At 64.6% G+C, this 24676-nt stretch carries 18 protein-coding genes; 10 read left to right on the top strand and 8 right to left on the bottom strand.

Annotation, left to right across the window (positions count from 1 at the left end):
* The first annotated feature begins 2 nt into the window (after positions 1 to 2).
* From OKW38_RS24630 to OKW38_RS24620, 3 genes are read left to right on the top strand one after another with little or no spacing between them, the layout of a single operon-like run.
* The gene (locus OKW38_RS24630; RefSeq protein WP_429363405.1) at positions 3 to 2222 is read left to right on the top strand and encodes an FUSC family protein; all 2220 of its coding nucleotides are present in this window, start codon (positions 3 to 5) and stop codon (positions 2220 to 2222) included.
* Positions 2212 to 2412: a DUF1656 domain-containing protein gene (locus tag OKW38_RS24625; protein WP_018421177.1), complete on the top strand. Its 201-nt coding sequence runs from the start codon at positions 2212 to 2214 to the stop codon at positions 2410 to 2412. Before OKW38_RS24630 ends, OKW38_RS24625 begins: the two co-directional genes overlap by 11 nt.
* A 13-nt stretch (positions 2413 to 2425) precedes the next feature.
* Positions 2426 to 3319 carry an efflux RND transporter periplasmic adaptor subunit gene (locus tag OKW38_RS24620; RefSeq protein WP_429363403.1) on the top strand — a complete coding sequence of 298 codons (894 nt, stop codon included), beginning with the start codon at positions 2426 to 2428 and terminating at the stop codon, positions 3317 to 3319.
* A 15-nt stretch (positions 3320 to 3334) separates the two neighbouring features.
* Here the strand turns inward: OKW38_RS24620 and OKW38_RS24615 are convergent, their stop codons facing one another.
* Entirely contained in the window at positions 3335 to 4936 is a 1602-nt protein-coding gene (locus OKW38_RS24615; RefSeq protein ID WP_429363401.1) for a methyl-accepting chemotaxis protein, read from the bottom strand.
* A 481-nt stretch (positions 4937 to 5417) separates the two neighbouring features.
* Here OKW38_RS24615 and OKW38_RS24610 point away from each other — a divergent pair, with 481 nt between their 5' ends.
* A complete protein-coding gene (locus OKW38_RS24610; protein ID WP_429335024.1) occupies positions 5418 to 6683 on the top strand; it encodes an MFS transporter in 1266 nt (421 codons plus the stop codon).
* 712 nt (positions 6684 to 7395) lie between these two features.
* Here the strand turns inward: OKW38_RS24610 and OKW38_RS24605 are convergent.
* Complete coding sequence (locus tag OKW38_RS24605; RefSeq protein ID WP_429335025.1) at positions 7396 to 7638, bottom strand: hypothetical protein; 243 nt, start codon at positions 7636 to 7638, stop codon at positions 7396 to 7398.
* Between the two features lie 383 nt (positions 7639 to 8021).
* Here OKW38_RS24605 and OKW38_RS24600 point away from each other — a divergent pair, with 383 nt between their 5' ends.
* Positions 8022 to 9926, top strand: coding sequence for a propionate--CoA ligase (locus tag OKW38_RS24600; RefSeq protein WP_429363399.1), 1905 nt, complete (start codon positions 8022 to 8024; stop codon positions 9924 to 9926).
* 44 nt (positions 9927 to 9970) lie between these two features.
* On the opposite strand, the gene OKW38_RS24595 is transcribed toward OKW38_RS24600, so the two are convergent.
* Both OKW38_RS24595 and OKW38_RS24590 read right to left on the bottom strand, forming a co-directional pair.
* Complete coding sequence (locus tag OKW38_RS24595; protein WP_429335027.1) at positions 9971 to 10765, bottom strand: 5'-methylthioadenosine/adenosylhomocysteine nucleosidase; 795 nt, start codon at positions 10763 to 10765, stop codon at positions 9971 to 9973.
* Complete coding sequence (locus tag OKW38_RS24590; RefSeq protein WP_090801027.1) at positions 10762 to 13125, bottom strand: UvrD-helicase domain-containing protein; 2364 nt, start codon at positions 13123 to 13125, stop codon at positions 10762 to 10764. The genes OKW38_RS24595 and OKW38_RS24590 overlap by 4 nt, the downstream gene beginning before the upstream one ends.
* 802 nt (positions 13126 to 13927) lie before the next feature.
* Here OKW38_RS24590 and OKW38_RS24585 point away from each other — a divergent pair.
* A complete protein-coding gene (locus tag OKW38_RS24585) occupies positions 13928 to 16807 on the top strand; it encodes a valine--tRNA ligase (protein ID WP_429363397.1) in 2880 nt (959 codons plus the stop codon).
* 62 nt (positions 16808 to 16869) lie between these two features.
* Positions 16870 to 17751, top strand: coding sequence for a UTP--glucose-1-phosphate uridylyltransferase GalU (gene galU, locus OKW38_RS24580; RefSeq protein WP_090801031.1), 882 nt, complete (start codon positions 16870 to 16872; stop codon positions 17749 to 17751).
* 99 nt (positions 17752 to 17850) lie between these two features.
* Here galU and OKW38_RS24575 read toward each other — a convergent pair whose 3' ends face one another.
* The 4 genes from OKW38_RS24575 to OKW38_RS24560 form a co-directional block, all read right to left on the bottom strand.
* A complete protein-coding gene (locus tag OKW38_RS24575) occupies positions 17851 to 18078 on the bottom strand; it encodes a sulfurtransferase TusA family protein (RefSeq protein WP_026225937.1) in 228 nt (75 codons plus the stop codon).
* 136 nt (positions 18079 to 18214) lie between these two features.
* Positions 18215 to 19261 (bottom strand): Gfo/Idh/MocA family oxidoreductase, encoded by a 1047-nt coding sequence (locus OKW38_RS24570; RefSeq protein ID WP_429363395.1) that lies wholly within the window; start codon positions 19259 to 19261, stop codon positions 18215 to 18217.
* Positions 19258 to 20277 (bottom strand): inositol 2-dehydrogenase, encoded by a 1020-nt coding sequence (iolG, locus tag OKW38_RS24565; protein WP_429363393.1) that lies wholly within the window; start codon positions 20275 to 20277, stop codon positions 19258 to 19260. Before iolG ends, OKW38_RS24570 begins: the two co-directional genes overlap by 4 nt.
* Positions 20270 to 21154, bottom strand: a complete 885-nt coding sequence (locus tag OKW38_RS24560) for a MurR/RpiR family transcriptional regulator (RefSeq protein ID WP_429363391.1) — start codon at positions 21152 to 21154, stop codon at positions 20270 to 20272. The genes iolG and OKW38_RS24560 overlap by 8 nt, the downstream gene beginning before the upstream one ends.
* Positions 21155 to 21430: 276 nt before the next feature.
* Between OKW38_RS24560 and OKW38_RS24555 the strand changes: the two genes are divergently transcribed.
* The 3 genes from OKW38_RS24555 (at position 21431) to OKW38_RS24545 (ending at position 24663) form a co-directional block, all read left to right on the top strand.
* Complete coding sequence (locus OKW38_RS24555) at positions 21431 to 22477, top strand: sugar ABC transporter substrate-binding protein (RefSeq protein ID WP_090801040.1); 1047 nt, start codon at positions 21431 to 21433, stop codon at positions 22475 to 22477.
* 175 nt (positions 22478 to 22652) lie between these two features.
* Positions 22653 to 23843, top strand: coding sequence for an ABC transporter permease (locus tag OKW38_RS24550; RefSeq protein ID WP_429363389.1), 1191 nt, complete (start codon positions 22653 to 22655; stop codon positions 23841 to 23843).
* 13 nt (positions 23844 to 23856) lie between these two features.
* A complete protein-coding gene (locus tag OKW38_RS24545; RefSeq protein WP_090801043.1) occupies positions 23857 to 24663 on the top strand; it encodes an ATP-binding cassette domain-containing protein in 807 nt (268 codons plus the stop codon).
* The last annotated feature ends 13 nt before the right edge of the window (positions 24664 to 24676 follow it).

Raw genomic sequence — 24676 nt, 5'->3', positions numbered from 1 at the left:
CCATGTCCTCCTCGCCCTCCCCGTCGAGCGCGCGCCCCGCCTCGTTCGCCGCGCTCTACGAAGCCGCCGCCCACTGGGCGCGCACCGACGGCCTCGTATGGATCTATCTGTTCAAGGCGCTCGCCGCGTGCTTCCTCGCGCTCGGCATCGCGATGAAGCTCGATCTGCCGCAGCCGCGCACCGCGATGACCACCGTGTTCATCGTGATGCAGCCGCAAAGCGGCGCAGTGTTCGCGAAGAGCTTCTATCGGATCTGCGGCACGCTGGTCGGTCTCGTCGTGATGCTCGCGCTGATCGGACTGTTCGCGCAGCAGCCGGAGCTGTTCCTCGTCACGACCGCGATCTGGGTCGGCATCTGCACCGCCGGCGCCGCGCGCAATCGCAACTTCCGTTCGTACGGCTTCGTGCTGGCGGGCTACACGGCCGCGCTGATCGGCATCCCCGCTTCGCAGCATCCGGACGGCGCGTTCCTGAGCGCGCTCACGCGGGTCGCGGAAGTGGTGATCGGGATCATCTGCGCGGGCGCGGTCAGCGGCCTCGTGTTTCCGCAGTTCGCCGGCCTGCAGATGCGCAGCACCGTGCGTGCGCGCTTCTCGGCGTTCGTCGAGTACGTGTCGGCGTCGCTTGCCGGGCGCAACGACCGCGCCCAGATCGAGGCGACCAATGCGCGCTTCATCGCCGACATCGTCGGCTTCGAGGCCGCGCGCAGCATCGCCGTGTTCGAAGGCCCCGATTCGCGGATGCGCGGCGGGCGCCTCGCGCGTCTGAACAGCGAGTTCATGACCGCGTCGACGCGCTTTCACGCGCTGCATCAGCTGATGAACCGTCTGCGCGACAGCGGCACGCACGGCGCGGCGATCGCGATCGCCGCGCTCGAACCGTACTTCAAGGAGATCGCGCCGTTGCTCGCGAAGTCGGGCGAGCCGGTGCTGAGCGCGGCCGACGCCGCGCACGCCGCGGCCCAGCTCGACACCTACAGGAGCGAGTTGCCCAAACGCGTGCGCGCGACGCGCGACGAGCTCGAAACGCACCCCGACGCGCCGTTGCTCGATTTCGACACGGGCGCCGAGCTGCTGTACCGCTTCATCGACGACCTGCATGCGTACGCGGCGACCTACGCGTCGCTCGCGGTCGACAAGCACGCGCGCGAACGCTGGATCGAGCGCTACGAGCCGAAAACCAACGCGATCGCGGCCTGCGTCGCGGGCCTGCGCGCGGCCATCGTGATGATGGTGCTCGGGGCGTTCTGGATCGCCACCGCGTGGCCGAGCGGCTCGACGTTGACGCTGGTCGCAGCGGCCGTGTGCGCGCTCGCGTCGGCGTCGCCGGATCCGAAGCGCACCGCGTTCAAGATGGCCGGCGGCACGGTGCTCGCGACGCTGATGGGCATGATCGCGGTGTTCGGCGTGTATCCGCACATCGACGGCTTCGTGATGCTGTGTGTCGCGCTCACGCCGTTCCTGCTGCTCGGCGTGTTGATGACCACGCGTACGACGCTCGCCGGCTACGGCGTCGGCTACTGCATCTTCTTCTGCTTCCTCGCCGGCCCCGACAACGTGGTTCACTACGACCCGAGCGCGTTCATGAACGACGCGCTCGCGCTGGTGCTGTCGATGCTGGCGTCGTCGATCGCGTTCGCGGTGCTGCTGCCGCCGTCGACGCCGTGGCTGCGCAACCGCCTGCTCGTCGACCTGCGCCGCCAGGTGGTGCTGGCCGGCCGCGCGGGTCTGGCACGCGTGCGCTCGCGCTTCGAAAGCGGCGCGCGCGATCTGATGTTCCAGATCAACGCGCTGTCGCAGAACGAGCCCGAAACGAAGCGCGACACGCTGCGCTGGCTGTTTTCGGTGTTGGAGGTCGGCACCGCGGTGATCGACCTGCGCCGCGAAATCGCGACGCTGCCCAACGAGCCGCGCTACCACAAAGCGGCACCGTGGCGCGTCGCGCTGCGCGCGCTGCGCGACGCGCTCGCGGCGCTGTTCGAGCGGCCGCGGCAGCAGCACTTCGCGCGCGCGCTCGCGGCGACCGCCGATGCGATCGCGCAAGTGCAGCAACTGATGGCCGGCTTCACGCCGTCGCGTGAAGAACGCCATCAGCTGCTGCGCATCCTCAGTCAACTGCATTTCATCCGTACCGCGCTGCTCGATCCGCAGTCGCCGCTTGCCTCGGCGATCGGCGCGCGCGCGGACGCATCAGAAGAAGAAGGAGTTCCTCATGCCGCGTGATATCGCCGTGCTCGATGCCTATGTGCCGGCCATTGTGCTGCTGTTCATCGCGGGCGCCGCGCTGACCTGGCTCGTCGATCGCGTGATCGCCTATACGGGCCTCTATCGCGTGGTGTGGCACCCCTCCCTGTTCCGGGCCAGCTTGCTCGTGTCCGTGTGCGGCCTTCTCGGCCTCGCCGTTTATCGTTGATCAGAGTCGAAACATGACCATCCGAAATCTTGTGGGCTTCATCGCGACAGCCGTCATTTTCATCGTCGCGATCGTGATTGGCCGCGTGTTGTGGGTCCATTACATGGACGAACCGTGGACCCGCGACGGCCGCGTGCGCGCCGAGATCGTCAACGTCGCGCCGGACGTGTCGGGCGCGATCGTCGATCTGCCGGTCAAGGACAACCAGTTCGTGAAGAAGGGCGACCTGCTGATGCAGATCGATCCGTCGCATTACCAGATCGCGGTCGAGCAGGCGCAGGCCGCCGTTGCCGCGCGCAAGGCCGAGTTGCAGATGAAGCGCGACGACGCGCAACGGCGTGCCGACATGGATTCGCAGGTGGTGTCGAAGGAAAGCCGCGAAAACGCGACGCATACCGCGTCCGCCGCCGAAGCCGCCTATCAGCAGGCACTCGCCGCGCTCGACGCCGCGAAGCTGAACCTCGAACGCACGCGCGTGGTGTCGCCGGTCGACGGTTACGTAACGAACCTGTCCGTGTTCCGCGGCGACTATGCGAGCGCGGGCGCCGCGAAGCTCGCGATCGTCGATAGTCACTCGTTCTGGGTGTATGGCTACTTCGAGGAAACCAAGCTGCCGCACGTGCGCGTCGGCGATCAGGCCGAAGTGCGGCTGATGAGCGGCGGCACGCTGCAAGGCCACGTGGAGAGCATCTCGCGCGGCATTTACGACCGCGACAATCCGCAAAGCCACGAACTGCTCGCGGACGTGAATCCGACCTTCAACTGGGTGCGCCTCGCGCAGCGCGTGCCGGTGCGCGTGCGGATCGACTCGGTGCCGCCCGACGTGATGCTGGCGGCGGGCACGACCTGCACGGTGGTGGTGCGGCCGGGGACGGGCTCCGGCTCCTCGTCGGCCAACGCGAGCTGACGCCCGCGCCGCCTTTTATAGCCTGAACTGCCCCACCATCGCCTTCAGCCCGCGCGCCTGATCGTCGAGCGAGCGGGCCGCGGCGGTGGCCTCCTCCACCAGCGCGGCGTTCTGCTGCGTGCCCGAGTCCATCTGCGTGACTGCGAGACTGATCGCCTCGATACCGGCGCTCTGCTCGGACGACGCCGCCGAAATCTCGCCCATGATGTCGGTCACGCGCTTCACGGCCTTGACGACTTCGTCCATCGTCTGACCGGCGTCCGCGGCGAGCGTCGAGCCGTTGCCGACGCGCTCGACCGAAGTCTGGATCAAGCCCTTGATCTCCTTCGCGGCCGCCGCGCTGCGCTGCGCGAGATTGCGCACTTCCGCCGCGACGACCGAAAAGCCGCGCCCCTCCTCGCCCGCGCGCGCCGCCTCGACGGCCGCGTTCAACGCGAGGATGTTGGTCTGGAACGCGATCCCCTCGATCACGCCGATGATGTCGCCGATGCTGCGCGCGCTGTCGTTGATGTCGTTCATCGTCGCCACCACGCGGCTCACGACCGCACCGCCCTGCTCGGCGATCGCCGACGCGTTGTTCGCGAGCGTGCTCGCCTGCTTTGCGTTGTCGGCGTTCTGACGCACGGTCGAGGTCAGTTGCTCCATGCTGCTCGCGGTGCGCTCGAGCGCGAGCGCGTGCTGTTCGGTACGCTGCGACAGATCGAGATTGCCCATCGAAATCTGCGCGGACGCGGTCGCGATCGCGTCGGCGCTCGACGCGATGTCGGCAACCGTCGTCGCGAGTCCGCTTTGCATGTCGGACAGCGCGAACAGCATGCTCGCACGGTCCTTGCCGCCGAGCGCGATGCGATTCGACAGATCGCCCGCGGCGATGCGGCGCGCGATCTCCTTCGCGTACGCGGGCTCGCCGCCGAGTTGCGCGGTGAGGCGCCGCACGACCCACGCGGCGATGCCGACCGCGAGCACGATCAGTGCGAGCGTCATCGCCGCGATCATCACGAACGACGAGTGATAGATGAAGCCGGACGCGTCGATCGTCGCCTTCGCGGCGGTGCCGCGCTGCGCGACGAGTTCGTCGACGAGCTTTTCGAGCTTGCCGGTTTCGACGAGCAGCGACACGTCCTGCGTACCGACCTGCCAGTTCATCTGCGACAGATCGAGCGGCTGCGCTTTCACGAGCGTGACGAAGTCGCGTAGGTGACCGCTCCATGCCGCGACCGCCGCGGTGAACGCCTTCTGCGCGCCGACCGCCTTCACGTCCGACTTATCGACGTACTGCTGGAGCGTACGCAGTTGCTCGTTGAGACCCGCGAGGCCGCTCTCGATGTCGGCCCCGAGTTCGTCGCGCTCCTTCGCCGTGGTCGCGGTGAGCAGCATCTTTTGCGCGCGGCTCGCGCGTAGCATGTGGCCGCGCGCTTCCTCGGCGGCGCGGCTCGCGACGTGGCCCTGGTCGTAGATCGATTGCGCGGACGCGTTCAGCCGGCCGATCTGCAGCAGCGAAAACACGCCGATCAGCAGCGTGCCGGCGAGCAGAATCGCAAACGCGATCCGCAGCGTCGCCTTGACCGACAGGCCGTTGAACTTCGTTGCCGCTGCGCTGTGTGCCACTGCTTTCATCATCCCCGTCCCCACATGTCGACGCGCCGGACGGTCGGTTCCGGCATCACCACTTATCTCTCCGGGTCTACGGCAGCCCGCCCCGCGATCTTGAATTTCGCTTGTGCAGGCCGCGGCGGGTCGTGCGCCGCTTGCCGTTCCCGGTTCCATGTTCGACGCGCCGCTTCGTGAGCCGCGCAATCGCGAGCGCTTTATACCGGGGCCAAAAACTCGCCAAAAAAAGTTTCTTCAGGCAAAGAGCTGACGATTCGTCCTTTCACCGCCGAATGAAAAGTCATCCGCCCCCTTGTCCGATTCGCGACAAAACTTGTCCTTACAATTCGCTTCGGCCACATTAAACTTCGGCTAGATATTCAAAACGCCGGTTGCCGCGACGAAACGCCGCAGTGCTTCGCGGAACGCGCCTACGAGGCGTGCTGCCCGCACCGGTTTTCGGTGCCGATCTTTCATTCCACCGTTTTCCCGATCTTTTTTCTAGCGTATGGAAACGAGCCTCGATAAAAGCGCCCTTGCCGGCGCATCCGCCACGGGGGCGAGCACGTCCCCGGCCGCCGCTGCGCCGGCGGCCGCCAAGGTCCAGCGCACGGTGTATTCCGTGCTCGGTGCGATCAGCTTTTCGCACCTGCTCAACGACATGATCCAGTCGCTGATCCTCGCCATCTACCCGATGTTCAAGGACAACTTCTCGTTATCGTTCGGGCAGATCGGTCTGATCACGCTGACCTACCAGATCACCGCGTCGCTGCTGCAGCCGCTCGTCGGCAGCTATACCGACAAACATCCGAAGCCGTACTCGCTGCCGGTCGGCATGGGCTTCACGCTGACCGGGCTGCTGTTGATGTCGGTCGCGCCGAACTTCGGCGTGCTGCTGGTCGCCGCGGCGCTGGTCGGCTGCGGGTCGTCGGTGTTCCATCCGGAGTCGTCGCGAGTCGCGCGGATGGCCTCGGGTGGCCGTCACGGTCTCGCGCAGTCGTTGTTCCAGGTCGGCGGCAATGCGGGTTCGTCGCTCGGGCCGCTGCTCGCCGCGCTGATCGTGATTCCGCACGGGCAACGCAGCATCGCGTGGTTCTCGGCGGCGGCGCTCGTCGCGATCGTCGTGCTCACGCAGATCGGCCGCTGGTACAAGCGTCATCCGTCGGTCAGGAAGGCGCGCGGCCAGGGCGCGCATGTGACGCTGCCGCGTAACAAGATCATCCTGGCGATGAGCGTGCTGGTGTTGCTGGTGTTCTCCAAGTACTTCTATCTCGCCAGCATCAATAGCTATTTCACGTTCTACCTGATCGACAGGTTCCATCTGTCGGTGCAGGCCGCGCAGATCCATCTGTTCGTGTTCCTCGCGGCGGTCGCGGCGGGTACGGTGATCGGCGGGCCGATCGGCGACAGGATCGGGCGCAAGTACGTGATCTGGGTGTCGATTCTTGGCGTCGCGCCTTTTACGCTGCTGTTGCCGTATGCGAATCTGTTCTGGACTGGTGTGCTGACGGTTGTTATTGGGGTGGTGCTCGCCTCGGCGTTCTCGGCGATTCTTGTTTATGCGCAGGAGTTGATTCCTGGGAAGGTTGGGATGGTGGCTGGGTTGTTCTTTGGTTTTGCCTTTGGGCTTGGGGGGGTGGGCGCCGCGGTGCTTGGGGAACTCGCTGACGCTACCAGTATTGTGTTTGTTTATAAGGTTTGTTCGTTTTTGCCGTTGATTGGGGTGCTCACTGTTTTGTTGCCGGATGTTGAGGGGAAGCGGGTTAAAGGGTGAGCGCGTGCCGCGGGGTTGGGGCTTTTTCCTTATCGTGTGGTGTTGGCCTTTCCTTGCTGGCTTGTCGGTTTTTTAGCGTTGCCCCTGTGCGGGGCGGGGCTTTTTTCGTTGTTCTGGCTTTGTTGGCCTTTCCTTGTTGTCTTGTCGGTCTATTAGCGTTGCCCCTGTGCGGGGCGGCACCTACTTTCTTTGCTGCTGCAAAGAAAGTAGGCAAAGAAGACAGCTCAAACCGCAAACTCTTAAGCGGGTCCCCTGGCTCGGAAGGGGTAGTGGTGCATCTGGAATCCGTGCCCCCGCACATTCCCCGTTCGTGACAAAGCCATCATCCCTCCCACTCCGCACTACGTGCGTCGCGGACGGGTCTGCCTGGGAAACCAATGGTTTGGCCCGCGCAGCGGGGGCCGTCGGCTGCGCCTCGGCGATGCGCCGAAACAACCGGTGGTTTTTGAGCGGGGTTTCGGCGCGCGTAGCGCCGCCGGAAGAATGACTGCCTTGTCACTGGCGCGGAATGTGCGGGAGCACGGATTCCAGATGCACCACTACCTCATGCGGACCGAGGGACCCGCTTAAGAGTTGGCGGTTTGAGCTGTCTTCTTTGCCTACTTTCTTTGCAGCAGCAAAGAAAGTAGGTGCCGCCCCGCACAGGGGCAACGCCAATAGACCGATAAGTCAGCAAGGAAAGGCCAACACCGCAAAGAACACCACCCTCGCCTTAGCCCCGCATCCGCCTCCACAGCAAAAAACCCACCGCAATGACGATAACCACAACACCGTCGACAACAGCCAGCACCGGCAAAGGATCGCTCCACTTGTCCATGTTCGTCGTGCGCGAATAATAGGGCTCGCCGCTTCCATACGCTTCGTCCAGGTTAATCACGTTAAACGCAGCAACCGCAACGTCAAGGGCAAGCAGAACTACGCCAGCGAGAAAACGGGCGATGCTGGACTTCCGCATGTCAGTACCTAACCGTCAATGGAATGTAGCGATCTGGCGACGGCGTAGCCGCCTCCTTCAGGTCGCGCAGGCAGGAACGCCCGATCTACCACGCTCGGAAGCGTGTCGATTGAACATGCAAGCCTCACCATCCTGGGGGAAAACGACCTGTCACGTTGATCGCCTCTACCCTACCTGGCGGAGCAGAAACAACAAATGGGCGACGGATGAAAATGACGAACAACGACTTTCTTCTGTTGCCCTTCGCCCTTACGGCGAACCCGCTTGCCCCCCCTCCCGCCCGTGGCTATGCTTGAGCGCATAACCAGCGCCGCACCGGCGCGCAATTTGCGATTCCGTTTCATCCAACCCCGTCCACTCCCGCCGCACGAGGATCGCCGCCGATGACCCGCTACCGCGATTTCCACCGCCGCTCGATCGACCATCCCGAAGCCTTCTGGCGCGAAGAAGCCCAGCGCATTCACTGGCACACGCCATTCGGCACCGTGCTCGACCGCTCGAAGCCGCCGTTCGCGCGCTGGTTCGTCGGCGGTCGCACGAACCTCTGCCATAACGCGGTCGACCGGCATCTGGCCGAACGCGCGCAGCAGAACGCGCTCGTCTACGTATCGACCGAAACCGGCATCGAGCGGCACTACACGTATGCCGATCTGTACGCCGAAATCAACCGGATGGCCGCCGTCATGCGCTCGCTCGGCGTGAAGCGCGGCGACGTCGTGCTGATCTATCTGCCGATGATCCCCGAGGCGCTGTTCGCGATGCTCGCCTGCGCGCGGCTCGGCGCGATCCACTCGGTCGTGTTCGGCGGCTTCGCCGCGCCGAACCTCGCCACGCGTATCGACGACGCGAAGCCCGTGCTGATCGTCACTGCGGACGCCGGCGCGCGCGGCGGCAAGGTGGTCGACTACACGCCGCTCGTCGACGAAGCGCTCGCGCGCGCCATGCACAAGACACCGCATGTGCTGCTGATCGACCGGCAGCTCGCGCCCGCGCGACTGAACGCACCCTACCTCGTCGCCTACGAGCCGCTGCGCGAACAGTTCTTCGACGCCCACGTCCCGTGCGAGTGGCTCGAATCGAACGAGCCGTCGTACGTGCTGTACACGTCGGGCACGACCGGCAAACCGAAGGGCGTGCAGCGCGATGTCGGCGGCTATGCGGTCGCGCTCGCGGCATCGATGGAATACATCTTCGAGGGCAAGCCCGGCGACACCATGTTCACCGCGTCCGACGTCGGCTGGGTGGTCGGCCACAGCTACATCGTGTACGCGCCGCTGATCGCGGGGCTGACCACCGTAATGTACGAAGGCACGCCGATTCGTCCGGACGGCGGCATCTGGTGGCGGCTCGTCGAACAGCACAAGATCAACCTGATGTTCACCGCGCCGACCGCGATACGCGTGCTGAAGAAGCAGGACCCGGCGCTGATGAAGGCAGCCGATCTGTCGAGCCTGCGTACGCTGTTTCTCGCCGGCGAACCACTCGACGAACCGACCGCCGAATGGATCTCCAACGCGTTGAACAAGCCGGTGATCGACAACTACTGGCAGACCGAAACCGGCTGGCCGATGCTCGCCATTCCGCGCGGCATCGAGGCACTGCCGACCAAGCTCGGTTCGCCGGGCGTGCCCTCGATCGGCTATAGCCTGACCGTGCGCGACGAGCTGACCGGCGAGCCCTGCGCGCCCGGCGAGAAAGGCGTGCTGACGCTCGACTATCCGCTGCCGCCGGGCTGCATGTCGACGGTATGGCGCGACGACAAGCGCTTCGTCGGCACCTACTGGTCGAGCGTGCCGAACCAGCAGGTGTATTCGACGTTCGACTGGGGCGTGCAGGACGAGGACGGCTACGTGACGATCCTCGGCCGCACCGACGACGTCATCAACGTCGCGGGCCATCGCCTCGGCACGCGCGAGATCGAGGAGGCGCTGTCGAGCCATGCGGCTGTCGCGGAAGTCGCGGTGGTCGGTGTGACCGATCCGCTCAAGGGTCAGGCGGCGATGGCCTTCGTCGTGCTGCGCGGCGCGCAGGGAGAAGGCGACCCGAGCGAGCGCGCGCGGCTCGAAGCCGAGCTGGCGATGACGGTCGACCGCCATCTCGGCTCGATTGCGCGGCCCGCGCGCGTGGTGATGGTATCGATGCTGCCGAAGACGCGCTCCGGCAAGCTATTGCGCCGCGCTATCGCGGCGCTCGCCGAAGGGCGCGAGCCGGGCGATTTGCCGACGATCGAAGATCCGGCCGCGCTGCAGCAGGTGCGCGACGCGCTCGGCGACGGCAGGAAGGAATAAGCGGGCCAATCAGCGGGCGACCAGGCGGACGAACAAGCGGGCGCTCAGCCCGCGGTGTCCCGCGTGCCGAGAAAGCGCGCGAGAATCGCGTTCGAATACGTGCCCGCGATCCCGGTCAGGAACGACATGAACGATCCGGGCGCGTGGTCGTCGGCGGTATCGGAGATCGTGCGCACGACCGCGCACGGCACGCCGTACTCGTAGCAGACCTGCGCGATCGCCGCGCCTTCCATCTCGACCGCGAGCGCATCGGGCAGCGCGTCGCGCAACGCCGCGACGGCCGCCGCGCTCGCGACGAACTGATCGCCGCTGACGATCAAGCCGCGATGCACGCGCGGCGCGCGCGTGCCGAAGCGCACCGCGCAGGCCGCGCCTTCCTCGGCGACGAACTGCTCGCATGCGGCCATCAGACGGTCGGCGAGCGCCGCATCGGTGGTGAAGCGCGACATGCCGAGCAGCGGCACCTCGAAGCGCGGAAAAAGCGGCGACGCGTCGACATCGTGCTGCATCAGCGCGCTCGCAACGACGATATCGCCGACATGCACGTCGCCGCCGACACCGCCCGCGACACCGGTGAACACGATCGCCTCGACATCGAACGCGTGGATTAGCGCACTGACCGTCGCGGCCGCCGCGACCTTGCCGATGCGCGCGAGCGTGACGACGCACGGCGTGCCGTGCACGGTGCCGACGTGGTAGTCACGCTGGCCGTGCGTGACCGTGCGCACGCCGGACTCGGCGCGCATCGCTTCGATCAGGTCGCCGAGTTCCTGCGGTAACGCGGCCAGAACGCCGAGCGGCCGCCGCGCATCGTGGCTGAGATTCAAGGGCGTGCTCATTCGACCGCCTGCAATTTAGCCACCGCCAGCGCCAGCCACTTTTCGCCGTGCCGCTTGAAGCGGACCTGCGCTTTCGCGTCGGTGCCGTTGCCTTCGAGTGCGGTGATCGTGCCTTCGCCGAACTTGGTATGGAACACCTGCTGGCCGACGCGGAAGCCCGTGTCGGCCGCGCGTTGCTCGTTCGCGAACGCGGGCGCCGGCGCGGAGGTCACCGCCGCCGTCGACGCCGAACCGCCGCCGTACCCCGGCCGCGCGAACCAGTCGCGCCCGTAGCCGGCGTTGTCCGAGCGGCCGCCCCAGCGCGAGCCCGCCTCGACCTTCGGCGTCAGCCACTTCAGCGTTTCGTGCGGCAATTCGTCGAAGAAACGCGAGCGGATGTTGTAGCGGGTCTGGCCGTGCAGCATCCGGCTCTGCGCGAAAGACAGGTACAGCCGCTCCTTCGCGCGCGTGATCGCGACGTACATCAGACGCCGCTCCTCTTCGAGGCCGTCGGCCTCCATCGCGCTGTTCTCGTGCGGGAACAGCCCCTCTTCGAGGCCGGTGATGAACACCGCGGTGAATTCGAGCCCCTTTGCCGCGTGCACCGTCATCAGCTGCACCGCTTCCTGGCCGGCCTGCGCCTGGTTGTCGCCCGCTTCGAGCGATGCGTGCGACAGAAAGCCCGCGAGCGGCGTCATCGTGTCGGGGTTTTGCGCCGGATCGGCGACGCCCGGTGCGTCGAGGACCACCGTGGTCGGATCGTCGGTCGCGACCGCGAGTTCGGGCGCGGCGCTGGCTCCTGGGCGCAGCGGAATCGAGCGCGCGGGCGTATCGAGCCCGTAGCCTTCCTCGCTGACGAACGCGGCGGCCGCGTTGACGAGTTCCTGCAGGTTCTCGAGCCGCTCCTGGCCTTCGCGCTCGTTCTGATAGAAGTCGGCGAGACCGCTCGCGCGGACCACGTACTCGACGGTCTCCGGCAGGCTCATCTGCTGCGTGTCGGCGCGCATCTTGCCGACGAGGTTCGCGAACGCGGCGAGGCTCGAGCCGGCCTTGCCGGCGACGTACGGAATCGCCGCGGCCATCGAGCAGTTGTACAGACGCGCCGCGTCGGCGAGCTGTTCGATCGAACGCGCGCCGATGCCGCGAGTCGGGAAATTGACGACGCGGCCGAACGCGGTGTCGTCGTTCGGGTTGTCGATCAGGCGCAGGTATGCGAGCGCGTGCTTGACTTCCTGACGTTCGAAAAAGCGCAGGCCGCCATACACGCGATACGCGATGCCCGCGTTGACGAGCGTGTGCTCGATCGTGCGCGACTGCGCGTTGCTGCGGTAGAGCACCGCGATTTCGCTGCGCGACAGGCCGGTGTTGATCAGCGCGCGGATCTCTTCGACGATCCAGCCGGCCTCCTGCGAATCGGTCGCCGATTCGTAGACGCGCACCGGTTCGCCGTGACCCGCGTCGGTACGCAGATTCTTGCCGAGGCGTCGCGAGTTGTTCGCGATCAGCTGGTTGGCGGCATCGAGAATATGGCCGTGCGAACGATAGTTCTGCTCGAGCTTGATCAGATTGCGCACGTTGAACTCGTGCTCGAAGTCGCGCATGTTGCCGACGTTCGCGCCGCGGAACGCGTAGATCGACTGGTCGTCGTCGCCGACCGCGAAGATTGCGTTGTGCTGGCCCGCGAGCAGCTTCAGCCACGCGTATTGCAGCTTGTTGGTGTCCTGAAACTCGTCGACGAGGATGTGCCTGAAGCGCGCCTGGTAATGCGCGCGCAGCGGCGGATTGTGCGCGAGCAGTTCGTAGCAGCGCAGCAGCAGCTCGGGGAAGTCGACGACGCCTTCGCGCTGGCATTGCTGATCGTAGGCTTCGTAGAGTTCGACGAACTTGCGGTTGAAGTTGTCGGTGGCGTCGACGTCTTTGGGGCGCAGGCCCTGCTCTTTCGCGTTGTTGATGAAGTACTGGAGATTTTTCGCGGGGTACTTTTCGTCGTCGATGTTGAGGCCCTTCATCAGGCGCTTGATCGCCGACAGCTGGTCCGCGGTATCGAGAATCTGGAACGTGGCGGGCAGCCCGGCGTCGCGGTGATGCGCGCGCAGCATACGGTTGCACAGGCCGTGGAACGTGCCGATCCACATGCCGCGCGTGTCGATCGGCAATAGCGCCGAGAGGCGCGCCATCATTTCGCGGGCGGCTTTGTTCGTGAAGGTCACCGCGAGGACGGTCGCGGGGGACGCGAGGCCTTGCTGAATCAGCCACGCGATGCGGGTGATCAGGACGCGGGTTTTGCCGCTGCCGGCGCCCGCCAGGATCAGGGCGGGCTCATTCGGGAGCGTTACGGCGGCGTGTTGTTCGGGGTTTAGATTCGAGAGGAGGTCGGGCATTTTTTTGCTTAGGCGCAGTTCGGGGGACATTATATGCCCCGGCGGGGGCGGCGCTTTTTTTGGTTTTTTTTGTTCTTCTGGATATGGGTTGGGGTTTTTTCGTTGTTCTGGCGGTGTTGGCCTTTCCTTGTTGTCTTGTCGGTCTATTAGCGTTGCCCCTGTGCGGGGCGGCACCTACTTTCTTTGCTGCTGCAAAGAAAGTAGGCAAAGAAGACAGCTCAAACCGCCAACTCTTAAGCGGGTCCCTCGGTCCGCGTGAGGTAGTGGTGCATCTGGAATCCGTGCTCCCGCACATTCCGCGCTAGTGACAAGGCAGTCATTCTTCCGGCGGCGCTACGCGCGCCGAATCCCCGCTCAAAAACCACTGGTCGTTTCGGCGCGTCGCCGAGGCGCAGCCGAGGGTCCCCGCTGAGCGGGCAAAACCATTGGTTTCCCTGGCAGACCCGTCCGCGACGCACGCAGTGCGGAGCGGGAGGGATGATGGCTTTGTCACGAACGGGGGAATGTGCGGGGGCCCGGATTCCAGATGCACCACTACCCCCTCCAAGCAAGGGGACCCGCTTAAAAGTTTGCGGTTTGAGCTGTCTTCTTTGCCTACTTTCTTTGCAGCAGCAAAGAAAGTAGGTGCCGCCCCGCACAGGGGCAACGCTAATAGACCGATAAGTCAGCAAGGAAAGGCCAACCAAGCCAGAACAACGAAAAAAGCATAACCCCTGTCCACACCGGCCGCCGACCGGCAAAAAACCTCGTCCAGCTATAATCAACCCTTCCCCGCCTCCAAAATCCTGCCTTTAACAGAAACATGAGCGACACCCCGAGCGACCCGACCTCGACGCTTGCAAAAAGCTTCGAACCCCACACCATCGAAGCCCACTGGGGCCCTGAATGGGAAAAGCGCACCTACGCCGCGCCCTCCTTCGACGCGAACCGCAAGGATTTCTCGATCCAGTTGCCGCCGCCGAACGTCACGGGCACGCTGCACATGGGCCACGCGTTCAACCAGACCATCATGGACGGCCTGACCCGCTATCACCGCATGCTCGGCGAGAACACGCTGTGGGTGCCGGGCACCGACCACGCGGGCATCGCCACGCAGATCGTCGTCGAACGCCAGCTCGACGCGCAGGGCGTGTCGCGCCACGACCTCGGCCGCGAGAAGTTCGTCGAGCGCGTGTGGGAGTGGAAGCAGCAATCCGGCTCCACGATCACGAATCAGGTGCGTCGTCTCGGTGCATCGATCGACTGGTCGCGCGAATACTTCACGATGGACGACAAGACGTCGGCCACCGTGCGCGACGTGTTCGTGCGTCTGTATGAACAGGGCCTGATCTATCGCGGCAAGCGCCTCGTGAACTGGGACCCGGTACTGCTCACCGCCGTATCCGACCTCGAAGTGGTCAGCGAAGAAGAAAACGGCCACCTGTGGCACATCCACTATCCGTTGACCGACGGCTCGGGCCATCTGACCGTCGCCACCACCCGTCCGGAAACCATGCTCGGCGACACCGCCGTGATGGTGCACCCGGAAGACGAGCGCTACGCCCACCTGATCGGCAAGACCATCACGCTGCCGCTGTCGAACCGCGAAGTGCCGATCATCGCCGACGATTACGTCGACCGCGAATTCGGCACAGGCGTCGTCAAGGTCACGCCCGCGCATGATTTCAACGATTATCAGGTCGGCCTACGCCACAAGCTGCCGCAAATCGAAATCCTCACGCTCGACGCGAAGATCAACGACAACGCGCCCGAAAAATACCGCGGCCTCGACCGTTTCGAAGCCCGCAAGCTGGTGGTCGCCGATCTCGAGGCGCTCGGTGCGCTCGAATCGGTCAAGCCGCACAAGCTGATGGTGCCGCGCGGCGACCGCACCGGCGTCGTGATCGAGCCGATGCTGACCGACCAGTGGTTCGTCGCGATGAGCAAGCCGGCGCCCGAAGGCACGTTCAATCCGGGCAAGTCGATCACCGAAACCGCGCTCGACGTCGTGCGCAACGGCCAGATCAGATTCGTGCCGGAAAACTGGACCACCACGTACTACCAGTGGCTCGAAAACATCCAGGACTGGTGCATCTCGCGTCAGCTGTGGTGGGGTCACCAGATTCCGGCGTGGTACGGCGAAAACGGCGAAGTGTTCGTCGCCAAGACCGAAGAGGACGCGCGCGCGAAGGCCGTCGCGGCCGGCTACACGGGGGCGTTGAAGCGCGACGAAGACGTGCTCGACACGTGGTTCTCGTCCGCTCTGGTGCCGTTCTCGTCGCTCGGCTGGCCGAACGAAACCGAAGAGCTGAAGCACTTCATGCCGTCGTCGGTGCTCGTAACCGGCTTCGACATCATCTTCTTCTGGGTCGCGCGCATGGTCATGATGACCACGCACTTCACGGGCAAGGTGCCGTTCGAAACGGTCTATATGCACGGTCTCGTGCGCGACGCCGAAGGCCAGAAGATGTCGAAGAGCAAGGGCAACACGCTCGACCCGATCGACATCGTCGATGGCATCGACCTCGACGCGCTCGTCGCGAAGCGCACCACCGGCTTGATGAATCCGAAGCTGGCCGCGTCGATCGAGAAGAAGACCCGCAAGGAGTTTCCGGACGGCATTGCGGCGTTCGGCACCGACGCGCTGCGCTTCACGATGGCGTCGATGGCCACGCTCGGCCGCAACGTCAATTTCGACCTCGCGCGCTGCGAAGGCTATCGCAACTTCTGCAACAAGCTGTGGAACGCCACGCGCTTCGTGCTGATGAACTGCGAAGGCCACGACTGCGGTTTCGGCCAGCCGGCGCAATGTGGCGAATGCGGGCCAGAAGGCAATCTGCATTTCTCGCAGGCCGACCGCTGGATCGTGTCGCAACTGCAGCGCGTGGAAGCGGAAGTCGTCAAGGGTTTTTCCGACTATCGTTTTGACAATGTGGCCAACGCCATATACAAGTTCGTATGGGACGAATATTGTGACTGGTACGTTGAACTCGCCAAAGTGCAGATCCAGACGGGGCAGCCGAACCAGCAGCGTGCCACGCGGCGGACGCTTTTGCGTGTGCTCGAAACGGTGCTGCGCCTCGCGCATCCGGTGATCCCGTTCATCACCGAAGCGCTGTGGCAGAAAGTGGCGCCGCTCGCGGGACGCTACCCGGAAGGCAAGGCCGAGGGCGAGGCGTCCATCATGGTGCAGCAGTACCCCGTCGCGGAGCCGTCGAAGCTCGATGAAGACGCCGAGCGGTGGGCGAACGACCTCAAAGCGGTGATCGATGCATGCCGTAATCTGCGCGGAGAAATGAACCTGTCGCCGGCGGTGAAGGTGCCGTTGCTCGCCACCGGCAATGCGGAGCGTCTTCGTACTTTCGCGCCTTACGCTCAGGCACTTGCGCGTCTGTCGGAGGTGCAGATCATCGCCGACGAGGCCGCGCTCGACGCCCAGGCGGATGGCGCGCCGATTGCTATCGTAGGAACGGACAAGCTCGTGTTGAAGGTCGAAATCGACGCAGCGGTCGAACGCGAACGCCTGTCGAAAGAGATCACGCGGTTGAGCGCCGAAATCGTCAAGTGCAACGGTAAGCTACAGAATCAGGCCTTCGTTGCGAAGGCGCCGGCGGCGGTCGTGGAACAGGAGCAGAAGCGGCTGGCCGATTTCGAAGCCACCGTCGGCAAGCTGAAAGCCCAACTGGCCCGCTTGCCGGCCTGACCGACGCGCCCGCCCCCTCAACGGCGGGCAAGGATTTAAACCAGAGGACTCAGGGTATTCACATGCTAAAAGTTACGAAGGCGGTCTTTCCGGTAGCCGGTCTTGGCACCCGCTTCCTCCCCGCCACGAAGGCTAGCCCGAAGGAGATGCTGCCGATCGTCGACAAGCCGCTGATTCAGTACGCGGTGGAAGAGGCGATGGCGGCCGGCATCACCGAAATGATCTTCGTCACGGGCCGCAGCAAGCGCGCGATCGAAGACCATTTCGACAAGTCCTATGAGATCGAGGCCGAACTCGAGGCGCGCGGCAAGGACAAGCTGCTCGAACTCGTGCGCAGCATCAAGCCGAGCCACGTCGACTGCTTCTACGTGCGCCAGGCCGAGGCGCTGGGCCTCGGCCACGCCGTGCTGTGCGCCGAGAAGCTGGTAGGCGACAACCCTTTCGCCGTGATTCTTGCGGACGACCTGTTGTACGGCACGCCGCCCGTGATGACGCAGATGATCGAGGTGTTCGATCACTATCACAGTTCGGTGATCGGCGTCGAAGAGATCCCGCCGCAAGATACGAAATCGTACGGCATCGTCGACGGCAAGGAATGGGAAGACTCGATCATCAAGATGTCGGGCATCGTCGAAAAGCCGGAACCGGGCGTGGCGCCGTCGAACCTCGGCGTGGTGGGCCGTTATGTGCTGAAGCCGCGCATCTTCGATCACCTGCGCTCCATCAAGCCGGGCGCGGGCGGTGAATTGCAACTGACGGACGCGATCCAGTCGCTGCTCGCCGACGAACAGGTGCTCGCGTACAAGTATCACGGCACACGTTTCGACTGCGGCAGCAAGCTGGGCTACCTGAAGGCGACCGTCGAGTTCGCCCTGCGTCACCCGGAAGTAGCCGCCGATTTCGAAGAATATCTGCGTACCCGCTCGCCGGTTCTCGAAGGCTGACGTCGAAAGTCCGGCTGAAACGAAGAAGGCGCTGTACCCCGAATAATGGGGACAGCGCCTTCTTTTTTACATCGGGCCGACAGTTTTACCGAATGCAGCTCATCGACGCCGCATCAGAAAGGTAAACACCTTGTCATGCGCCGAGCTTTCGACGATCTCGTTGCCGGTCTGCTTCGCGAACGCGGCGAAATCGCGCTGCGAGCCGGGATCGGTGGCGAGCACCTTGAGAATCTGGCCGCTTTCCATATCGGCGAGCGCCTTTTTGGCGCGCAGGATGGGCAGCGGGCACATGAGCCCGCGCGCATCGACTTCCTTGTGAATCTGAATTTGCATCGACGATGACCTTCGGGACGGGGCGTCGCTGACGACGCCGGACAGAGGGTCAAATTTTACAGCAGGCGGAGCGGCGGCGCCGGGCATCGCCACGACGCCCATTTCCACGCGCGAGCCTTGCCGCGCGCCGTTACAGCGTCACCGCCTCACCGCTTTGCAGCGACTCGCGCAGCGCCACGCCGATACGCGTCGCTTCGAGCGCATCGGCGAGCGTCGCGCCACGCTGTGCCGCATCGCCCTTCCCCGGTCCTTTTAGCACCGATGCAACGAACGCGCGTGCCTCGTGCAGAAACGCGTCCTCGAACCGGTCGAAAAAGTTCGGCGTGCACTCGTTGCGAATGCCGGTCGCGTCGTAGATCTCGACGCGGTTCGCGCGCGGATTGCGGCCGATCGTCAGCGCGCCCGCCGTGCCGATCACTTCGCTGTGCGTATCGTTGCCGTGCGCCTGGGTGCGCGACGCGTAGAACATCGCGAGCTTACCGCCCTCGAATTCGCAGATCGCGACACCGTTGTCGACGTCGCCGAATTCGCGCAGACCCTCGTGCAGCACGACCGTGCCCGCCGCGAACACGCGCGTCGCGCGCGGCTTGCCGAGCAGCCAGCGGGCGACGTCGATGTCGTGCACCGTGCAGTCGAGAAAGATGCCGCCCGAGGTCGCCGCGAAGCGCACGAAGAAACCGTCGTCGTCGTTTTTATCGGTGGTTTGCGAGCGCACGAGGAATGGCCGGCCGATCTGGCCGGCGGCGATTTTATCGAACGCGTCGCGGTAGCTCGGATCGAAGCGGCGCATGAAGCCGATCGTCGCCTGCAGGTGCGGAGAGCGCGCCGCTTCGGCCAGCACGCGCTCGCATTCGGCGACATCGAGCGACAGCGGCTTTTCGCAGAACACATGCTTGCCGGCGCGCAATGCGTCGACGATCTGCTGCGCGTGCAGCGATGACGGCGTGACGAGCCATACCGCGTCGACGCGCGGATCGGCGAGCAGGTCCGCGTCATCGGTGTATAGACGCGGTTCGGGTAGTGCATCACGCGCCCATGCCAGTTCATCTTCGAGCGGACTGCACGCGGCCGTGAGCGTCGCGCCCGGCACGCGATACGCGAGGTTCTCCGCATGCCGCTTGCCAAGCCGCCCAAGGCCGACCACGCCGATCCGCAAGCGCTCCGTGGCGGGCTTCATTGCGCTGCCTCGCCGAGTTTGACCGCGCGGCCCTCGCGCCACGACCGCGTCGCGGCTTCCGCGAGTTCGAGCGCTTTCAGGCCATCCGCGACGGTCGTGCGCACCGGCTTGCCATGCGTGACCGCGTCGAAGAAATGCGCGATTTCGAGCGCGTATGCCGCGCGATAGCGTTCGAGAAAAAACGCCTCGGGCACGTCGGTCGATACTTCCGTCTTCGAGTACGCGGTGACTTCGGTGGGCCGAACGTTGCCTGCCTGCAGCATGCCGGTGCTGCCGAGCACTTCGAAGCGCTGGTCGTAGCCGTAGGCAGCGCGCCGCGCGGTGTTGATCTGGCACAGCCGCCCGCGCTTCGTGCGGATCGTCACCGCGGTCGAATCGATGTCGCCCGCGTCGGCGATCGCGGGGTCGGTGAGGCAACTGCCGGTGGCGTGCAGCGTGTCGGCTTCGTCGTCGAGAATCCAGCGACAGATGTCGAAGTCGTGAATCAGCATGTCCTTGAAGATGCCGCCCGAGTGCCGGATGTACTCGACCGGCGGCGCGCCCGGATCGCGGCTCGTGACGACGAGCATTTCCGGCGTGCCGATCTCGCCCGCGTCGAGACGCGCTTTCAATGCGGAAAACGTCGGATCGAAGCGCCGTTGAAAACCGATCATGCACACGACACCGGCGCGCTCCACCGCTTCTGCGCACATCCGCGCGCGCTCCAACGTGAGATCGACCGGCTTCTCGCAGAACACGTGCTTGTTCTGCGCGGCCGATTTGACGATCAGGTCCGCATGCGTGTCGGTGCTCGAACAGATCACGGTCGCGCCGATCGATGCATCGCCGATCGCGCCGTCGCTATCCGCAACCTGCGCGCCATGCTGCGCGGCGAGCGCGGCGGCCGCCTCGCGATTCACGTCGACCACGTATTTGAGCCGCACGCCGGGCTGCCGCGCGAGATTCGCCGCATGGATCTTGCCGATGCGCCCCGCGCCGAATACGGCGACGTCGATCGTGTTTACCGCGTCAGTCATCGTAGCCTCCAGTGTCGTTGGATTCTTCAACGTTCAGTTCGAGCTTGTACGCGAGCGCGATGAAGAGCGCCTGGCACAGGCAGATCGTGCTGGTCAGCGAGCGGAACGCGAACGCGCTGCCCTCTTTCACGTACAGCTGCGTGCTGGCGTAGCGTGCGAGCGGCGATAGTTGGCTATCCGTAATGACGAGCGTCTTCGCCTGATGATGATGCGCGACGCGCAGACAGTACTGCGTCTCCTTGCCGTATGGCGCGAAGCTGATCGCAATGACCACGTCTCCCTTCCTGACGCTGCGGATCTGCTCGCGATACATGCCGCCGAAGCCAGACACCAGATGCACGCGCTTATGCGTGTGCTGCAACGCATAGACGATGTAGCTCGCGACCGGAAACGAGCGTCGCACGCCGATCACGTAGATGTTGTCGGCCTGCTGCAGCATCTTCACGGCGGCGTCGAACTGCTTGTCGTCGAGGCCCGCTTCGAGTTCTTCGAGGCCGCCGCGCGACGCGGCGATGAACTCGCGCGCGACCGCGCCGCCCGACAAGGTGCCGGGCTTCTCGTCGATCAGCTTGCGGATGCGCTGCTGATAGCTCGACGACGACACGCCCTGCCCCGTATACGCCTGACGAAACACCGCCTGCAGATCCGAAAACCCGGAAAAGCCGAAACGCTGCGCAAAGCGCACGACCGCCGACGGATGCACGCCGCAGCTCGCGGCGATATCGCTCGTGCGATCCATCATCACGCTCGAGCGATGCTGCTCGATGTACGTCGCGACGCTTTTCAACTGCCGCGGCAGCGACTCGTAGGTATCCGCGATGCGCTGCATCAATTCGTCGACGCTCGGCACCGTTTCTTCGGTGATCTGTTCCGCCATGACTGCCTCTCGGGGTTTCCTGCAATGCGGCAGACGCGCCCGCGGCGCGCCGCAACGTGCATCCGACGTTGCCGAGTATAGGCGGCCACCCCGTCAAATGGAACGTATTTTCCATTTTTATTTGTCATGAAATTTTCTTTGCAAGGCTTCGGAAGATGACCTACTCTTGGTCGTGAGCGATGGCGCTTCGGCCTCGTTGTGTGGGTCATCGGAATGGAAAGCCGCCCGCCAGTCGCTCCCTCAATAACGAACGACAGACCGAGAAAGGTGGAGACAATGAGACTTTGCAGAGGCAAGGCAACGCTCAGGATTCTGGTGACGGCGTTGACGTTGGCGACGGGATTCGGCGCGGCCTCGGCCGCCCGCGCGGCGGAGGCCCACTTCGTGCTGATCAGCCACGCGCCGGATTCGGACTCGTGGTGGAACACGATCAAGAACGCGATCAAGCAGGCCGACGAGGACTTCAACGTTCAGACCGACTACCGCAATCCGCCGAACGGCGACATCGCCGACATGGCGCGTCTCATCGAACAGGCGGCCGCGCGCAACTACGACGGCGTGATCGTGTCGATCGCCGACTTCGACGTGCTGAAGAGTTCGATCGCGAAGGTCACCGAGAAGCACATTCCGCTCGTCACGATCAATTCGGGCACCGAGGAGCAAAGCGCGAAGCTCGGCGCGATCATGCACGTCGGCCAGCCCGAGTTCGCGGCCGGCAAAGCCGCCGGAGAAAAGGCCAAGGCCGCCGGCATCAAGTCGTTCCTGTGCGTGAACCACTACGCGACGAACCCGGCTTCGTTCGAACGCTGCCGCGGTTTCGCCGAAGCGATCGGCGCCAACTTCAAAACCTCGACGCTCGACACGGGCCAGGACCCGACCGGCGTGCAGTCGAAGGTCAGCGCGTTCCTGCGCAATCATCCGGATACCCAGGCGGTGCTGACGCTCGGTCCGCTGTCGGCCGATCCGACGCTGAAGGCGCTGCAGCAGATGGGCCTCGCCGGCAAGATCTGGTTCGCGACGTTCGACTTCGACAGCGACATCGCGAAGGGCATCCAGGACGGCACGATCCAGTTCGCGATCGACCAGCAACCGTACTTGCAGGGCTATATCCCGGTTGCCGTGCTCGCGATCGTGAAGAAGGACCACACCACCGATCCGGCCAAAATCCGCGAGATCCTGCAGGCGAATCCGAAGTTCAAGGAGCGTCTTGCCACTTATGGGCTCACGCCGTCCTACGGGCCGCGCAATATCGGCTCGGGCCCGGGCTTCATCACGAAGGCCAACGTCGACAAGGTGCTGAAGTACGCCGGCCAGTACCGCTGAACGCACGGCAACGCATCGCATCGCGCGCCTAAGCCGCCGCGCCGGCGGCCAGGTTAAAAGGCAGTGACCGGCGGGACGCATGGCGTCTTGCCGGCGCCCGCCCGCTCAGCGGATTCGCAAACGCCCACGGCATTGCGCCGACCCGCCGGTCGCGGGCGTATCAAGGAGAGCTTCAATGGGTGTCGCCGACCTGTTTCATCCCCATCACCGCAAGCAACCGCCGCCTGATCCGCAGGACCCGGCGAAGTCTGCTGCGACGACCGCCTCGCAATCCGCTGCCGTCGACGAACGCGTGCGCGAGCAATCCTGGTTCCGCCATCTGCTCGGCCGACCGGAATTCGCGGCGCTCGCCGGCACCGTGATGGTGTTCATCGTGTTCGGCGTGGCGGCCGGCAACTCGGGGATGTTCAACCTCGACGGCGTGATGAACTGGGCGCAGGTCGCCGCCTATCTCGGTCTGATCTCGGTCGGCGCGTGCCTGCTGATGATCGCCGGCGAGTTCGATCTGTCGATCGGTTCGATGATCGGCTTTGCCGGCATGATGGTCGCGCTGCCGACCATGTACTTCCACTGGCCGATCTGGCTGGCGATCCTGTTCGCGTTCGTCGGCTCGATGCTGCTCGGCGCGCTCAACGGCTATCTGGTGATACGCACGCGCCTGCCGTCGTTCATCGTCACGCTCGCGTTCCTGTTCATACTGCGCGGTCTCACGCTCGCGCTATCGGTGATGTTCGCCGATCGCACCATCATCTCCGGCGTCGGCGACGTCGCGCGTCAGGACTGGTTCGCGCACACGTTCTTCCAGGGCGTCGCGTTCAAAGGTCTGTTCGTGTGGCTCGGCCACCTCGGCCTCGTGAAGCTGCTCGACAACGGCACGCCGCTCGTGCCGGGCATTCCGAAGGTGCTGCTGTGGTGGCTCGTGCTCGCCGTGGTCTGTGCGTTCACGCTCGCCAAGACGCGCTTCGGCAACTGGATTTTCGCGGTCGGCGGCGATGCCAACGCGGCCAAGAACGTCGGCGTGCCGGTACGTCGCGTGAAGATTTCGCTGTTCGTGCTGACCGCGTTCTGCTCGGCCCTGTATGCAGTACTTCAGGTGTGCGACATCGGTTCGGCCGCGGCCGACCGCGGTTTGCAGGCGGAGTTCGAGGCGATCATCGCCGCGGTGATCGGCGGCACGCTGCTGACAGGCGGCTACGGCTCGGTGATCGGCGCATGCTTCGGTGCGTTGATCTTCGGCGTCGTGCAGATCGGCATCACGTACACCAACGTCGATTCCGACTGGTTCCGCGTGTTCCTCGGCGTGATGCTGCTGTTCGCCGTGCTGTTCAACCACTACGTGCGCGGCCGCGTCGCGGCATCGCGCTAGACGGAGGTTCACGATGAGCACCCCCGAGCAAAACACCGACGACATCATTTTGTCGCTGGAAAACGTCAGCCGTTATTTCGGCAACATCATCGCGCTGAACGACATCACGCTGCGCCTCATACGCGGCGAAGTGCATTGCCTGCTCGGCGACAACGGCGCCGGCAAGTCGACGCTGATCAAGACGCTCGCGGGCGTGTATCAGCCGAGCAAAGGCACCTACCGGGTGGACGGCAAACCGGTGCACTTCACGTCGCCGAAAGACGCGCTCGATCTCGGTATCGCAACCGTCTACCAGGATCTCGCGCTGGTGCCGCTGCTATCGGTCGCGCGCAATTTTTTCATGGGCCGCGAGCCGCAGAAAAAGCTGTTCGGCCTTCTGAACGTGATGGACCTCGAAACCTGCGCAACCACCGCGCGCGACAAGCTCGCCGAAATGGGCATCAACGTGCGCGACCCGCATCAGCCGATCGGCACGATGTCGGGCGGCGAGCGTCAATGTCTGGCGATTGCGCGCGCGATCCACTTCGGCGCGCGCGTGCTGATTCTCGACGAACCGACCGCCGCGCTCGGCGTCAAGCAGAGCTTCAACGTGCTGAAGCTGATCCACAAGGCGCGCGCCAAAGGCATCTCGGTGATCTTCATCACGCACAACGTGCACCACGCGTATCCGATCGGCGATTCGTTCACGCTGCTCAATCGCGGCCGCTCGCTCGGCACGTTCACCAAACAGACGATCAGCAAGAACGAAGTGCTCGACATGATGGCCGGCGGCGCCGAGATGCAGAAGATGATCGGCGAACTCGAAGGCGCGACGATCTGACCGATTCGCGCGG

Source organism: Paraburkholderia sp. MM5496-R1 (assembly GCF_050436205.1).
Lineage (GTDB): Bacteria > Pseudomonadota > Gammaproteobacteria > Burkholderiales > Burkholderiaceae > Paraburkholderia > Paraburkholderia tuberum.
This window is presented reverse-complemented; position numbering and strand designations above follow the sequence as displayed.

Coding starts and splice junctions, on each gene's coding strand:
- OKW38_RS24585 (WP_429363397.1), top strand. CDS start 13,928: ATGAGCGACACCCCGAGCGACCCGACCTCGACGCTTGCAAAAAGCTTC.
- OKW38_RS24600 (WP_429363399.1), top strand. CDS start 8,022: ATGACCCGCTACCGCGATTTCCACCGCCGCTCGATCGACCATCCCGAA.
- galU (WP_090801031.1), top strand. CDS start 16,870: ATGCTAAAAGTTACGAAGGCGGTCTTTCCGGTAGCCGGTCTTGGCACC.
- OKW38_RS24570 (WP_429363395.1), bottom strand. CDS start 19,261: ATGAAGCCCGCCACGGAGCGCTTGCGGATCGGCGTGGTCGGCCTTGGG.
- OKW38_RS24625 (WP_018421177.1), top strand. CDS start 2,212: ATGCCGCGTGATATCGCCGTGCTCGATGCCTATGTGCCGGCCATTGTG.
- OKW38_RS24620 (WP_429363403.1), top strand. CDS start 2,426: ATGACCATCCGAAATCTTGTGGGCTTCATCGCGACAGCCGTCATTTTC.
- OKW38_RS24545 (WP_090801043.1), top strand. CDS start 23,857: ATGAGCACCCCCGAGCAAAACACCGACGACATCATTTTGTCGCTGGAA.
- iolG (WP_429363393.1), bottom strand. CDS start 20,277: ATGACTGACGCGGTAAACACGATCGACGTCGCCGTATTCGGCGCGGGG.
- OKW38_RS24590 (WP_090801027.1), bottom strand. CDS start 13,125: ATGCCCGACCTCCTCTCGAATCTAAACCCCGAACAACACGCCGCCGTA.
- OKW38_RS24555 (WP_090801040.1), top strand. CDS start 21,431: ATGAGACTTTGCAGAGGCAAGGCAACGCTCAGGATTCTGGTGACGGCG.
- OKW38_RS24610 (WP_429335024.1), top strand. CDS start 5,418: ATGGAAACGAGCCTCGATAAAAGCGCCCTTGCCGGCGCATCCGCCACG.
- OKW38_RS24595 (WP_429335027.1), bottom strand. CDS start 10,765: ATGAGCACGCCCTTGAATCTCAGCCACGATGCGCGGCGGCCGCTCGGC.
- OKW38_RS24560 (WP_429363391.1), bottom strand. CDS start 21,154: ATGGCGGAACAGATCACCGAAGAAACGGTGCCGAGCGTCGACGAATTG.
- OKW38_RS24550 (WP_429363389.1), top strand. CDS start 22,653: ATGGGTGTCGCCGACCTGTTTCATCCCCATCACCGCAAGCAACCGCCG.
- OKW38_RS24615 (WP_429363401.1), bottom strand. CDS start 4,936: ATGAAAGCAGTGGCACACAGCGCAGCGGCAACGAAGTTCAACGGCCTG.
- OKW38_RS24630 (WP_429363405.1), top strand. CDS start 3: ATGTCCTCCTCGCCCTCCCCGTCGAGCGCGCGCCCCGCCTCGTTCGCC.
- OKW38_RS24605 (WP_429335025.1), bottom strand. CDS start 7,638: ATGCGGAAGTCCAGCATCGCCCGTTTTCTCGCTGGCGTAGTTCTGCTT.